The sequence below is a fragment of the Acidobacteriaceae bacterium genome (assembly GCA_035944135.1).
In the GTDB taxonomy this organism is placed as follows: domain Bacteria; phylum Acidobacteriota; class Terriglobia; order Terriglobales; family Acidobacteriaceae; genus Granulicella.
In genome coordinates this window covers 71675-84879 of record DASZBM010000001.1, presented here as the reverse complement: position 1 = coordinate 84879, position 13205 = coordinate 71675, and the positions used below count along the sequence as shown (strand labels likewise).

The window sequence follows — 13205 nt, the reverse complement described above, 5'->3', positions numbered from 1 at the left end:
ACCGCCATCGAGACTCCGGTCGGGAGTCTCTCACGGGGATAGCAAGCCTAATGCGCAGAGCAGCGGGGTTTCGGTTGGCCAATCCAAGGCAGACCTTGCGTTCTCGGTTGAGGGACATGCGATGCCAACTCGAACAGAGAGCAATACTGAAGCGCTCCCCTCGGGCGATGCAAAAGGTACAGAGACAACCGTATCGCCTGTGAAGGTTGACCCGACAGAAGAGGCGATGCGTGGCAGTGTAGAGGCGAGCGGGGCGAAGATTCCGGAATTGATTAGCTCGTCACGAGCGCAGGATTGGAGCTCGGTTGATGGGATCCCCGCAGAGCCCGAAGGTGATGGCTTGGCAACCAGCGTGCCGGATCCTGGCATGGCGCCTGGCGGCGATGAAGTGGAAGCGGGTGTGTTGGAGAGCAGGCCTGGAACCGGATTCAAGCCGGCGCTTGTAGTCAGGAGCATTCGCCAGAGTGGCGAGATAGATCCGGCGCAATTGATGAACCAGAACGATCTGACCGTCGGCGGGTCCGAGCAGCATGAGGCGGACGCAAAGCCAGCTAGCCCGCAGGCTGTTGATGTCGGCGGAACCGGAGTGGGAACAGTTGATCAGCCCGATGTGCACAATGCACAGGCGCGTCATGACACGTCGGGTCAGGTGCTGAAAGCTGCGCAAGTGGCCGGCGCAGCGCCGCGGAACATGGAGGGCGCTGCGGGCGAACTCGTGAGAGCTGGACAGGCGGCAGGAATTCAGCGGCGGTCTGTGCCAGCGGATGGTTCGTCAAGCAAATCGAACGCAGCAGCGGAGCCTTCGTCGAGAGAGGCCGTAATGCAGCATGCCGCGGATGCAAGTACCAGCAGGATGCTGACAAATGCGATGCGCGGCGAGTTGCATGTTGGGTTGCATACAGAGGCGTTTGGACGCGTAACGATTCAGACCAACACGGCACTTGGGCAATTCTCGGCGCAGGTGTCTCTTGAGGATTCGAAACAAAGCGCCGCACTCGCTGCACATTTTCCCGCAGTCGAACAGCGGATCCTGCAGGAGCATGGACTTGATGCGTCCGTGCGCATCGTGAGTGAGTCGCATTCTGCTACGGGCGGCAATTCAACGGGAAATAGCCAGCACGGCTCTGGTGCAAACGATGAAACCAGGGGGGAACGCCGCAGCGGTAGAGCATTCGAGCAGAGCATCGGGGGCAGGAGCAGAGTAGCCGTTGGAGAGATTGCAAGTGAGCGGGCGGGAAGGAACGCGGCATTGGGGCGACTCGATGTAACCGTTTGATGTGCGGGCGAAATGATGCTAATCAGCGGTCCAAGAAGAAAGAGATCGAAGCACCAAGGAGGAATTCGCTATGTCAGTACAGCCAGTTAGTCAGAGCAGCAATCCAGTACAGGCGACCAGCACCCAAAACTCGAGTAGCAGCGGTGGAACAAACAGCCTCCAATCGATGGAGAGTACCTTTCTCTCACTTCTCACTCAAGAGCTGCAGAATCAGGATCCAACTGCGCCGATGGATAGCACTGAGATGGTCGGACAAATGATCTCACTGAATCAGCTGGACCAGCTAGCAAGTATCAATCAAGTTGTGACGAACGCGTTCGGGCAAGGATCGACGACGGCGACAGGAACAACTTCAAGCGTTGCGCAGGGTGTCGGTCCGACAAACTGAGCGGCACGGGAACGCAAATTTTTCGGGGAGGAAACAGCAATGTCATTGTCCACAGCGCTCTCAGGCCTTAATGCCGCAGAAACCGCACTTCAAACGATCTCAAACAACCTGGCCAACATGAATACGGATGGCTATAAGTCTCAGACCTCGACCTTCGCAGATCTGTTCTACCAAACGTACGGAAACAGTGGAAGTGGGAACCCCATTCAAACCGGGCTGGGAGTGCAGGTCACGGGTACTTCCCAGGACTTCAGCAATGGCGCCGTAGCATCGACGGGCGTGAGCTCGAATATGGCACTCAATGGCGCGGGTTTCTTTGTTGTGCAGAATAGTTCCGGAGCGCAGACATATACGCGCAACGGCGATTTCACGACGAATGCCTCAGGTCAACTGACTACACTCGGCGGCCAGTTGGTTATGGGATATCCGGTGATGAACGGCGTTGTATCGGCGAGCAGTGCTTTGCAACCGATCAACGTGGGGTCGGGAACGTCGGCGCCCGCGACGCCAACCGCGAACTTTTCAGTGACTGCGAATCTGAACGCGGGCACAGCGGCGAATGGCACATTCCAGTCGCCCATCAGCGTGTACGACTCGCTCGGCAACTCACACGTGCTGACGATTAACTACACACTTACGGCGCCAAATACATGGAGCTATAACGTGACGGTTCCATCCAGCGACCTTCAAGGGGGGACGGGCTCCACAACGCAAATAGCAACGGGCACGCTGAACTTCAACAACTCGGGCCAACTGGTATCTCCCGCGAGCCCGATTGCGCTTTCGATCGGATCTCTCGCTGATGGCGCATCCAACATGAATCTGAATTGGCAGCTCACGGATGCGAGCGGTAACTCGCTGCTGACTCAGACAGCCAGTGCGTCGAGCAACAACGCGACCAGTCAGGATGGCTTTGCCTCAGGAGTGCTGAGTTCTTACTCGGTGCTGTCGGACGGCACAGTGGATGGTACGTTTTCGAATGGTCAGACACGCGCAATCGGCCAAGTTGCGGTCGCGAGCTTTGCCAATACAGAGGGGCTCACGCTTGATGGCGACAACCAGTATTCCGCGACGGCGGCATCTGGCGCCGCGGTGATCGGAGCGGCGGGTACAGCGGGACGAGGAACGATTGCCGGCTCGTCGGTCGAACAGTCGAACGTAGATATGGCAACGCAGTTCTCTGAGTTGATTGTGTACCAGCGGGCGTATGAGGCGAACGCCAAAGCGATTACGGCGTTCGATCAGATGGAGCAGGCAACGATTCAGATGAAGAGCTGAGGGCAGAAAAGATTCGAGCCCTCTTAATTCAACTCGCCGGAAATCCCTGTAGTCCCGGAGCGTCGTCCGCCCGCTGAAGCGGGTGCTCGAAGCTGCAAGCCTTCGAAGGCTAAGTCTTTCCTAATGCAGCGCGAGAACCTGCGACGGCAGGATGAGACTGTGGGTGTTGATCTCCGCTCAATTCGCCCTCCCGCAATCGGATGCGCGTCGCCTAATTCAGAGCTTTCTTGGATTTCTTGCGGCGCGACTGGCACGTCCATTGCATGCAAGACGGATAGCGAATGCTAGATGGAGGGCTGAGCGCTATGGCGAATGTTGTGGCGGAGGACAAGCCGGTGTTGGAACTGGCTTCGGGGCACACGATCGTGGAAGACGATGCCGATCCCCTGATGAGAGTGCAAATGCTTCCGTGCCGACTGGTCCTCGAAGTTCCGGTGATCGATTTCAGCGTAGGGACGCTCATGCGTCTGGAACCGGGATCGATTGTCGAAACGACAGCGCAACACAACGAGGATCTGCTGCTGCACGTCAACGGACAGCTTGTCGGTACCGTGAAGTTTGATGTTACGCGAGATCGCCTGGCAGTCAGATTGACAGGTGTCGCATGAGTGCCCAGGCAGAAACATCGGATCACGCTGTGATGTTTACGAGAGCAGCGACATCAAGCAGAGCAGGCCGATCATCGTACAGCTTAGGGAGCGCCTTAGGATTTGTATCTCGGTGGATGCGTTCGCGCAGTCGTGCACTCATGGCTGGACGTGCTTCACGGAGGCTAAGCGTTAGTGAAACGGTATCGCTAGGTGAGAAGCGCTTCGTCTCGATTCTGTGTGTCGACGGAGAGCAGTTCCTCGTGGGGGGTAGCTCATCAAACGTTGTCCTGCTCGCAAAGCTGGATAAGAGTTACGCAGCGGGCAGTGACCGGACGAACGGCGGCGAGTCCTTCAGTGAAATGATCTCGCGCGCAGGAGGGGATGAAAAGCGAAACGTTAGTCCGAGGGTCGTAGACCGAGGGGCTGGCCTATGAAGATAGACCGCTGCCAGTGGGTTATCGTTTGGTTCGCAATGTCGTTCGTCTATTTTACAGGTGTACAAGTGTTCGCGCAGTCGCGGGCAGACAACCCAACGCCATTCTTAAGTCCGCAGGACGCAGCGCCCGCCTCGCTCGGTGTTCAGCCGCAAGGTTTGTTTGGCACTGATGCTGGTATGCGGGGGGCCATGCCGGCATGGTCCGATGGAAGTGCGGCGTCGGCATCGCCTAATCGACAATCGAGCGGTTCGCCGGCGTCGCATGTGCCAGCCGCGTCTGCTGGAGGTATCAAGATCACTGGACTGGGAAGCAGTTCTGCGCCATGGACGATCGTTGTGTTGCTGACGATCCTGGCGCTGATTCCGTCCTTGATGATTTGCCTGACGCCTTTCGCAAGACTGCTGGTGGTCTTTCACTTTCTTCGGCAGGCGCTTGGATTGCAGACAACTCCATCGAACCAGACGCTGATCGGGTTGTCGCTGGTGCTGACGTTCTTCATCATGCAACCGGTAGGCGAACAGATTTACCAGGATGCATTCGTGCCTTTCGAAAGTGGCCGGGTTACTGCGCTCGAGGCAGTCTCGCTGGGCGCGGAGCCTTTACGCCACTTCATGGCCCACTACGTGCGTGAGAAGGATGCTGCATTGTTTGTGGATCTCGCGCATGTACCCCGCGCGCGGACGGTCGATGACATTCCAATGAGGGTCATGATGCCTGCCTACATCGTGTCGGAGCTGCGGGCTGGATTCCAGATCGGAGCAGTGCTGTTCCTGCCCTTCCTGGTTGTCGACATGGTAGTAGCGTCGATCACCAATTCGATTGGAATGATGCAGCTGCCTCCAGTCGTGATCTCAACGCCTTTGAAGTTGATGCTCTTTCTGATGGTGGATGGCTGGCACCTGCTCGTTGGTGCGTTGATGCGGAGCTTCAGCTAATGGGGACCGACCAGGTCATTATGCTGGCCCGCGCGATGCTTGTAGAGGTTGCGCTGCTTGTTGCGCCGTTACTTCTTGTTACCGTTGCAGTCAGCTTCGTCGTGAATATTGTGCAGGTTCTTACATCTTTGCAGGACCAGACGTTATCGTCCGTGCCTCGATTGCTTGCCACTGGAATGGCCTTGTTTCTGCTAATGCCATGGATGTGGCGCCATTTGGCACTATATACGCTCAGCCTGCTGTCGGATTTCCACGGAGTGTTACGGTGATCGAAATTCCACTGCTGAAGATCATCGTTGCATTTCTTGCGATCTCCGTTCGCATCACCGGCCTCTTGCTGTTCGCTCCGTTCTTCGGAAGTATGTCGGTTTCACCCCAGATCAAGGCTGGGCTGGTCGTTGCGTTTTCGGTGTTGCTATACCCGATCGCTTCTCGAAGGCTGATGACTCTCGATCTCGGCCATTGGCCCGCGGTTGTAGTTGGTGAGCTGCTGATCGGTGCCGCGATGGGAATCGCCACCAACCTCGTGTTTGATGCGGTGCAGATGGCGGGACAGGTCTTGAGCATCCAAATGGGATTCTCACTGGCGACGCTACTTGATCCACAGACCCAAGCCGACTCGACGGTTGTCGCGATGTTTCATCAGACAATTGCCATGCTCATCTTTCTGCGGATGGACGTCCACCTATGGCTACTCGAAGCGATCGGTCGGAGCTTTGAGCTATTGCCGCCAGGAGCAATGCATCTCACCGCTGCATTCACGATGCTGGCTGTACGCGCCGGGGGAGAAGTATTCGTGCTCGGGCTGCAGATGGCAGCGCCGGTGTTCTCTGCCACGTTGTTGACGGATTTCGCTCTTGGCCTGCTCGGTAGAGCCTCTCCAAACATGCCTTTGATGTTGCTTGGACCTCCGGTGAAGATGCTGCTGGGTCTGGCTGTCCTATTTGCCGCACTCAAGTATTGGCCGGCGATGTTAGCCAATTTCTTTGAGAGCTCGATGAACTTATCGAATCACCTTCTGCTAGTGGCCCGGTAAATTATGCCTGAGTCGGATAAGACACAAAAGGCGACACCCCACCGACGTAAGAAGGCGCGTGAACAAGGCCAGCTTGCTCGATCACGCGAATTCGGCAGCGTCGTAGCGGTGTTGGGAGCCGCGATCACGTTCTGTGCACTGAGTGGTGACATGGCCGCACATTGGTCGAGATTCTATGAAGGTCTTTTGGTCGCTGCGTCCGATTCGGATTTCAGCGCGAGCGGTCCCGTATTGTTCTGGAGCAGCGTCGAAGTGCTGCGATGGATTGTGCCAGTACTCCTGGTGGCCATGTTGCTATCGGTCGGAGTCACTCTGGCACAAGGAGGATTGAACTTCGCGCCAGCCGCACTGAGGCTTAGATTCGAGCGCCTCAGTGGGAGCAGCCGGATGAGCGAGATGTTCTCCTTTGCGACGCTGAACAACCTGGCCAAGTCGCTGCTGCCATTTATAGCAATAGCGATTCTTGGGATTAGCACGATTCAAGCTCATTGGAGCGAGTTGACGCGGGCGTCGGGTGAAGATATTCGCACGCTGATTCTTCGGGTAGGTGCGCTCATTGGCAGCCTCGGGTGGAAGGCTGCGCTCGTGCTGTTTGTGTGGGCATCGGTCGATTATGTGTTGACATGGCGGCAAGCCGAAGGCAGGCTGCGGATGAGCCACGATGAAGTACGGCGCGAGCATAAAGAGAACGACGGCAATCCGTTCACAAAAGGCCGCATTCGCAAACGGCAGCGGACGATGCGGCAGCGAAAGCCGCTGCAAGCCGCGGCGACAGCGACGCTGGTTGTAACGAATCCAACTCATTTTGCTGTTGCACTGCGGTATGAGCACTCGATGCAGGTGCCTGAGGTGGTCGCAAAAGGGTGCGACCTGCTTGCGCAACGAATAAAGAGTATTGCTCAAGACAACAATGTGCCGGTGATGGAAAGTAAGCCGTTGGCGCGAGCGCTGTATGCCACGGTTGAGGTGGGGCAGGCGATTCCCTCTGAGCTTTATCAGGCGGTAGCAGAGATTCTGGTTGTTGTCTTTCGTGCGCAGGCAGAATTGCGCGAGCGCGAAGCGATGCGCAGAGCTCGTAATGCAGCAGGAGAGGCCATAAGGCAAATATGAAGTCCAAAAGCCTGATCAAGATTCTCCATGGCCTTGCGGAGTGGGCCGTCCCTTTGGCTGCGGTGTGCATGATCTTTGTGCTGCTTGTCCCGTTGCCGAGTTTCGTGCTGGATTTGCTGCTGACATGCAGCATTGCGGCTTCGGTACTTGTATTGCTTACGGCGATCCAGGTATTGCGGCCGGTGGAATTCTCTGTATTTCCGAGCCTCATTTTGCTGCTTACACTGACGCGTCTGTCGCTTGATCTGGCGAGTACGCGCCGTATTCTCCTGCATGGAAGTGAGGGACCTTCGGCGGCGGGAGCAGTCATCGAAGCGTTCGGGCAGTTCGTCATTGGGGGGAACTATATTGTTGGCTTCGTTCTGTTCCTCGCGCTGGTTGCGATCCAGTTTCTGGTTGTGAGCCACGGAGCCGTGCGTACAGCAGAGGTGACTGCGCGTTTCACACTCGACGCACTTCCAGGAAAGCAGATGGCGATCGATGCCGACCTGAACGCCGGGCTGATCAACGAGGAACAGGCGCGAGCGCGCCGCGAAGCAGTGGCGCAGGAGGCGGAGTTTTGCGGAGCCATGGATGGAGCAGCTCGGTTCAGCCAGCGAGACTCCATAGCAACCATTTTGATCCTGGCAATCAACATCATCGCAGGGCTCCTGATCGGGGTGTTCCAGCAGGGCGTTCCGCTGATGGACGCCTTGAAGACGTATACGATCCTGACCGTTGGTGACGGCCTGGTTTCGATTCTGCCATCGCTCCTTGTGTCCGTTGCGGGTGGAATTGTGGTCACGCGTGCGGCTTCCAAACAAACCCTGGGAATCGACATGCGCCGTCAGCTTGTCAGCCAATCGATGCTGCTGTGGATTGCCGGTGGCGTGCTCGTGGCATTGGGCCTTATCCCGGGCCTTCCGAAGATTTCGTTCTTTCTATTGGGCGGTGGGCTGATGTTTGGCGGTTATAGGATTACGCGGTCAAACAAGCAAAAGACCGTCGCGCTCGGGAAGGCGGAGGCAGGCGCGAACAAAGGACCAACGGATGCGATGGATCGCGTTTTGAAGTTGGACGATCTGACCCTCGAAGTTGGCTCGGGGCTTGTCCATCTAGTGGATGAGAAGCAAGGTGGGCAACTGCTGAATCGCATAAAAGGCGTGCGCAAGAAACTGGCTCAACAAATGGGATTCCTAGTGCCGCCGATTCATATCACGGATAATCTCGCGTTGCGAGAGAGTGAGTACGTCGTACTGTTGCGCGGGATCGAGATTGCCCGATGGGAGCTTCGGCGCGGACTTTTGTTAGCAGTAAGCTCCGAAGCGGGACCTGTCGATTTGCCGGGCACAGAGACACAAGAGCCGGCTTTCAATGTCGCAGCAAAATGGATTGCTCCAGAATTGCAGGCGCAGGCCATTGCCCGTGGATGCGCCGTGGTGGAACCGACAACGGTTCTGAGTGCCCACCTTGCAGAAGTTATCCGGGCGAATGCTCACGACTTACTCTCGCGCAACGAGACCAAGAGGCTGATCGACCGCCTGAACGAGTCGCACCCGAAACTTGTAGAGGAGCTGATCCCTAAGTTGCTCACGTTAGGAGAACTGCAGCGGGTGCTGCAAGCGTTGTTGCGTGAGCAGGTATCTATCAGGGATCTGGGTTCAATTCTGGAAGCGCTGATTGAGGCCGCGGCGGTCAACAAACACCCTGTGGCTTTGGTGGAGGCTGCGCGGCAGGCGTTGAGCCGTGCTTTGGTGCGCCCGCTGCTCTCGGCTGATGGTGAGTTGAAGGTGGTCACGCTTGATACGGCGATTGAAGAAGAGTGCGCGCGAGCGGGAAATCTGCAGCCAGGCCAGATCACTTCGAGCTCCCTTCAGATATCACTTGCGCGCAAAGTGTTGGACAATTTGCGGGGCAGCTTTGGAGCAGACATAGGCAATGCTCCGCCGGTGCTCCTCTGCTCATCTCCAGGAAGGTTTTACCTTCGAAGGTTGTTAGAGCCGTTTCTGCCGAAGGTGGTGGTCGTGTCGCCATCTGAGATTCCAGCCGTAACGCCGATACGCACTCTTGGAGTCATTCGGTGAGGCCGAGGGTGGGCATCGCAGCTCATGGAGTTAGCACTTGAGCCGATAGGAGACAAAGGTGAACAAGCTGGTGAAACGCGACGCGGACATCAAAGGGCCTGCCGAAATGCGCGGACGCACGGTGACGCGATGCAACTTCCGCGCCTCGGGACTTCTCTCGAACGAAAGCACGCGACAATTGCGAAGTATGCACGAGATCTTTGCGCGCAGCTTTGCTCATTCACTTGATCTCTTCCTAGGGTCTCCGGTGGAGGTGAAGCTAACAAGAATTGACCAAGTCGGGGCTCGAGAATTCGCGGCGACGCTCTCCGCCGGCACGTATCTTGTTCCATTCGGCCTGCAACCTACGCAAGAGAAAGTGGTAAGTAAGTTCGATAACGGGCTGCTGTTTCCGCTGCTGGACCTCTTGTTGGGTGGCCCGGGGGAGCCGATGGATTGCAGCCGTGAGCTTACAGAGATCGATGAAGAGCTGTTCCGTAGCGTTACCGAACTGATGGCTGCTCAGCTTGAGCGCGTCTGGAAAGTTACGAATGTTTCTGTTGCACCCCTGGCCTCCATTAAGCCAGTCCTGATGGGGCAGCTGTTTGCGATGGAAGAGCGGGTTATCACATTGCACTTCGAGATCCGGCTTGCGACGGCAACATCGGCGTTCGCGCTGGCACTTCCGACAGCGTTTTCCGGGAGATTAGTGCGCAGCGGCCAGAGTGACGCCGTACGCCGTGGTGAAATGCAGGCGAGCGGGAGGCACCGGCTTCGCGAACGTATTCTGCAGTGCGAGATGCCACTGTCTATTGAACTCTCCGGGTTGTGTATCCCACTGGAAGATGTTGTGTCGCTGCAGGTTGGAAGCGTCGTGAATTTGAGGACACCATCGCAGCGTCCCATTTTGCTTCAGGTGAGCGGGTACTCCATGTATGAAGTCACGCCAGTCAAGCGGGGTGAGTATAGGGCGGCGCAATTGAATAGAGCTCTCGATCGCGAGGTGTGAAGAGGTGGAAACGATGATGAATGAAGCGGCGAAGGTCAATCTGATCTCCTGTCTGGCTGATGCGATGAGGAACTCTATCGCTGCATGCGGAAGCGGCCTATGGCTCTGCGCAGCGTCGACGATGACGGGAGACCGCCCGGCAGTTCCGGCTGAGCAGAGCGCAATGGTAACGAGTTTGCGCTTGAGAGGAACCCTTAGCGGAGAACTAAGGGTCGAGATCAGTGCGAAAGATCTACGTATCTTGTTTGCGGGATCGGAAGGTGCGGCAATAGACGCAGGAAGCTCGTGGAAAGCATTGATGGATGCGGTAGTCAAGCAGCTTCCAAAGCGAGCCGCCGACGCGGGAGTCTTTGCCTTCAGCGTCGAATCCTATTGTGAGGCGGACTCGTCAGAAGGCGCCGTTCAGATCGGTCGCATGGAGCTGATGGAATCGGAGAGCACGCAGATATTGGTCCGGGTGCTTGCGGACAATGAACTGATCGAGAATCTGCAGATTGCTGACTGGGCCGCGAGCCGCAATCGTGCAAGAACAAAATCTAAAGAGTCCGTCATGCCGGAACTGGACCGTGTCATCGACGTGCCGCTCAACGTTACGCTGCGTTTTGGGCAACGAACGATGCGACTCCGCGAAGTGCTCGACCTAAGCCCTGGAGCGTTGGTTGAGCTAGACCGCCAGGTGGAGGATCCGGTCGATCTGATTCTTGATGAACGTGTGATCGCGCGCGGCGAAGTGGTGATTGTGGACGGAAACTATGGTCTTCGTGTGACGGAGATCGTTGAGAATGGTGCGCTTGTAGCTTGAGACTCCGAGTATCCCCGGGAAAAGTGCACCTATCGTTGTAGCGCTGGTGCGGAAGTAACAGAGAAGCTTTTTCGCTGGCGGTCGATGACACAAGTGGAAGGCCATTTGGGAAGGAGATCGCATGAATAGCGGGCTCTATGGGGCGTGTGCGGGACTCATGGCGCGGATGGAAGCGCTTGATACGGTTGCTGCGAACGTCGCGAACAGCAGCACGACAGGTTTTCGTGGCCAGGAAAACTCATTCGGCACCGTACTGGCTGAGACCGGGCGGCAAGGCCGGATGTCCGCGCTAAACCAGGTGACCAACGCCTTCAGTCAGCTCGCGGGCTCTCATACAGATGAGACGCAAGGGACGATTACCCGCACCGGGAACGAACTCGACCTCGCAATCAAGGGCGAGGGGTATTTCAAGATCAAGACTGCAACTGGATTCGCGTACACACGTAACGGCGAATTTCAAGTCGACGCCAATGGGAGATTGACGACAACCACGGGCGATCTCGTAATGGGTGAGGGGGGAGGGTCAATCGTGCCAGGCAAGAGCCCTCTTTCAATTGCATCGAGTGGAATCATCTCTTCAAACGGGGCGATTTCGGGAAAGCTCGCAATCGTAACGTTCGCCGCTGGCACAAAGCTGGACTATCACGGCGCTGCACAATATGGCGCGCCGGCTGGCACGGAAGGACCAGCGAGCGGCGCGAGTGTTCAGCAAGGTGCGCTTGAGGATTCGAATGTGAGCCCCATCGAAGGGGTCGTGAACCTTGTTTCTGCGCAGCGTGCAGCTGAGTCGATGAGGCATGCATTGACGCTGATCGATGGCGAGATGGACAAGACGGCTGTGCAGGATCTCGCGCGGAATAACTAACGTAGCGGCCGAAAAGACGTTTTTAGTGAGGAAGCGTGCATGATTCGAGCACTTTATAGCGCTGCAAGCGGGATGAACGCCCAGCAGATGAATCTGGATACTATCGCGAACAACCTTGCGAACTCGAGCACGACGGGGTTTCAGGAGCGGCGTATGCAGTTTACGGACCTGCTGTATGAAAGCCAGGTAATGCCGGGCTCGGCTTCGACGCACCAGACAACGGTTTCGTCGGGACTTCAGATTGGTCTTGGTGTTAAGCCCGGGTCTGCGGAGATCATTCAGACGCAGGGCGAGCTTCAGAGCACTGGAAACCCTCTCGACATTGCAATTCAGGGCGGGGGATTCTTCCAGATCGAGTTGCCGAGCGGACAGGTCGGCTACACGCGCGCCGGGTCGTTCCATCTAGAGTCGCAAGGAAACATAGTGACCCCGGATGGGAATCCGCTCCAACCGGCGATCACCGTTCCACCCAATGCAACGAATATCTCGATCGGCAGCGACGGAACAGTCACTGCTTCGATTCCAGGCCAAACGCAAGCGGCCAACCTCGGAGCTATACAGATTGCCACCTTTCCCAATGCCGGGGGACTGAACAGCATTGGTAACAATATCTATCTGCCTACTACAGCATCCGGAGATGCGATCGTAGGCCAGCCCGGAGGGGCGGATGGCCTCGGCACTCTGCAGCAAAGTTCTCTGGAGCAATCGAATGTCAGTGTGGTTGAGCAGTTTGTCGAGATGATCGTGGCACAGCGCTCCTACGAGGCGAATTCGCGTGTGGTGAAAGCGGCCGACGAGATGATGCAACAGCTCAACCAGTTGACGCAATAAACAAGCGAGGCAAGTGTGATGAAACTGCTCGCTCTGACACTGCCGATGGCCGCTTCGCTTGCTTTCGCGCAGCAACACCAAGCCATGCACTATCCAATTATCGAGACGACAGTCGCAAACTTGCTGCATGCGGACGGGACGAATGTGACCTCGTCGCAGGTTCACCTGCCGATGCAACTCGCGGCAGCGACGCCTGACCCGCACCTCGAGATCGTGGCGGCACGCAAAGTGACCGAGCACGAGCTAGACCTCGAAGTACGTTGCCAAGCTATTCGTGAGTGTCTGCCGTTCGATGCCTTGGTCGATACCAACGATGCAAACACAATTACTGCGCTAGATAGATCGGCGCGACAACCTAGCGCGCATGCCGTTCCTGAAAAGGTCTCTTCACCTGTTGAACCCATTGCGACAATGTCGGATCATCTGGCCGCCGGCGCCCAGGTCGTTCTCGTCATCGCAGATGGGCGCATGCGTATTCATCTTCCGGCAATCGCGGTAGACAGCGGGGCCAAAGGAACGCAGATTCGCGTGTGCACGTTGGATCGAAAGAAGATCTTTCACGCAGTCGTTGTGGACGGCGGAACGGTTCAAGGGGTGGTCGAGTGA

At 56.8% G+C, this 13205-nt stretch carries 14 protein-coding genes; all 14 read left to right on the top strand.

Translation table 11 applies throughout. From position 1 onward, the window contains the following. The first annotated feature begins 121 nt into the window (after positions 1-121). Positions 122-1276, top strand: coding sequence for a hypothetical protein (locus VGU25_00290; GenBank protein ID HEV2575619.1), 1155 nt, complete (start codon positions 122-124; stop codon positions 1274-1276). Between the two features lie 427 nt (positions 1277-1703). Beyond that, positions 1704-2942 carry a flagellar hook protein FlgE gene (locus VGU25_00285; GenBank protein ID HEV2575618.1) on the top strand — a complete coding sequence of 413 codons (1239 nt, stop codon included), beginning with the start codon at positions 1704-1706 and terminating at the stop codon, positions 2940-2942. A 305-nt stretch (positions 2943-3247) separates the two neighbouring features. Further along, a complete protein-coding gene (locus tag VGU25_00280; GenBank protein ID HEV2575617.1) occupies positions 3248-3550 on the top strand; it encodes a FliM/FliN family flagellar motor C-terminal domain-containing protein in 303 nt (100 codons plus the stop codon). After that, positions 3547-3966: a flagellar biosynthetic protein FliO gene (locus tag VGU25_00275; protein ID HEV2575616.1), complete on the top strand. Its 420-nt coding sequence runs from the start codon at positions 3547-3549 to the stop codon at positions 3964-3966. The genes VGU25_00280 and VGU25_00275 overlap by 4 nt, the downstream gene beginning before the upstream one ends. 191 nt (positions 3967-4157) lie before the next feature. Next, complete coding sequence (gene fliP, locus VGU25_00270; GenBank protein ID HEV2575615.1) at positions 4158-4904, top strand: flagellar type III secretion system pore protein FliP; 747 nt, start codon at positions 4158-4160, stop codon at positions 4902-4904. Then, a complete protein-coding gene (locus VGU25_00265) occupies positions 4904-5173 on the top strand; it encodes a flagellar biosynthetic protein FliQ (GenBank protein HEV2575614.1) in 270 nt (89 codons plus the stop codon). The genes fliP and VGU25_00265 overlap by 1 nt, the downstream gene beginning before the upstream one ends. After that, entirely contained in the window at positions 5104-5940 is an 837-nt protein-coding gene (gene fliR / locus VGU25_00260; protein ID HEV2575613.1) for a flagellar biosynthetic protein FliR, read from the top strand. Before VGU25_00265 ends, fliR begins: the two co-directional genes overlap by 70 nt. Positions 5941-5943: 3 nt before the next feature. After that, positions 5944-7050 carry an EscU/YscU/HrcU family type III secretion system export apparatus switch protein gene (locus VGU25_00255; protein ID HEV2575612.1) on the top strand — a complete coding sequence of 369 codons (1107 nt, stop codon included), beginning with the start codon at positions 5944-5946 and terminating at the stop codon, positions 7048-7050. Further along, positions 7047-9113, top strand: a complete 2067-nt coding sequence (flhA, locus tag VGU25_00250) for a flagellar biosynthesis protein FlhA (protein ID HEV2575611.1) — start codon at positions 7047-7049, stop codon at positions 9111-9113. Before VGU25_00255 ends, flhA begins: the two co-directional genes overlap by 4 nt. Before the next feature lie 58 nt (positions 9114-9171). Beyond that, on the top strand, positions 9172-10101 hold the full coding sequence (locus VGU25_00245) for a FliM/FliN family flagellar motor switch protein (GenBank protein ID HEV2575610.1): 930 nt from the start codon (positions 9172-9174) through the stop codon (positions 10099-10101). Positions 10102-10114: 13 nt separating this feature from the next. Continuing rightward, complete coding sequence (fliN, locus tag VGU25_00240) at positions 10115-10903, top strand: flagellar motor switch protein FliN (GenBank protein HEV2575609.1); 789 nt, start codon at positions 10115-10117, stop codon at positions 10901-10903. Positions 10904-11024: 121 nt separating this feature from the next. After that, positions 11025-11768 (top strand): flagellar hook basal-body protein, encoded by a 744-nt coding sequence (locus tag VGU25_00235; GenBank protein HEV2575608.1) that lies wholly within the window; start codon positions 11025-11027, stop codon positions 11766-11768. Positions 11769-11807: 39 nt separating this feature from the next. Further along, complete coding sequence (gene flgG, locus VGU25_00230) at positions 11808-12599, top strand: flagellar basal-body rod protein FlgG (protein ID HEV2575607.1); 792 nt, start codon at positions 11808-11810, stop codon at positions 12597-12599. 18 nt (positions 12600-12617) lie between these two features. Further along, positions 12618-13205 (top strand): flagella basal body P-ring formation protein FlgA, encoded by a 588-nt coding sequence (locus VGU25_00225; GenBank protein ID HEV2575606.1) that lies wholly within the window; start codon positions 12618-12620, stop codon positions 13203-13205.

What these genes read in the sequence shown, in the direction of transcription:
- VGU25_00290 (HEV2575619.1), top strand. Translation starts at nt 122, where the DNA reads ATGCCAACTCGAACAGAGAGCAATACTGAAGCGCTCCCCTCGGGCGAT.
- VGU25_00285 (HEV2575618.1), top strand. Translation starts at nt 1,704, where the DNA reads ATGTCATTGTCCACAGCGCTCTCAGGCCTTAATGCCGCAGAAACCGCA.
- VGU25_00280 (HEV2575617.1), top strand. Translation starts at nt 3,248, where the DNA reads ATGGCGAATGTTGTGGCGGAGGACAAGCCGGTGTTGGAACTGGCTTCG.
- VGU25_00275 (HEV2575616.1), top strand. Translation starts at nt 3,547, where the DNA reads ATGAGTGCCCAGGCAGAAACATCGGATCACGCTGTGATGTTTACGAGA.
- fliP (HEV2575615.1), top strand. Translation starts at nt 4,158, where the DNA reads ATGCCGGCATGGTCCGATGGAAGTGCGGCGTCGGCATCGCCTAATCGA.
- VGU25_00265 (HEV2575614.1), top strand. Translation starts at nt 4,904, where the DNA reads ATGGGGACCGACCAGGTCATTATGCTGGCCCGCGCGATGCTTGTAGAG.
- fliR (HEV2575613.1), top strand. Translation starts at nt 5,104, where the DNA reads ATGGATGTGGCGCCATTTGGCACTATATACGCTCAGCCTGCTGTCGGA.
- VGU25_00255 (HEV2575612.1), top strand. Translation starts at nt 5,944, where the DNA reads ATGCCTGAGTCGGATAAGACACAAAAGGCGACACCCCACCGACGTAAG.
- flhA (HEV2575611.1), top strand. Translation starts at nt 7,047, where the DNA reads ATGAAGTCCAAAAGCCTGATCAAGATTCTCCATGGCCTTGCGGAGTGG.
- fliN (HEV2575609.1), top strand. Translation starts at nt 10,115, where the DNA reads ATGATGAATGAAGCGGCGAAGGTCAATCTGATCTCCTGTCTGGCTGAT.
- VGU25_00235 (HEV2575608.1), top strand. Translation starts at nt 11,025, where the DNA reads ATGAATAGCGGGCTCTATGGGGCGTGTGCGGGACTCATGGCGCGGATG.
- flgG (HEV2575607.1), top strand. Translation starts at nt 11,808, where the DNA reads ATGATTCGAGCACTTTATAGCGCTGCAAGCGGGATGAACGCCCAGCAG.
- VGU25_00225 (HEV2575606.1), top strand. Translation starts at nt 12,618, where the DNA reads ATGAAACTGCTCGCTCTGACACTGCCGATGGCCGCTTCGCTTGCTTTC.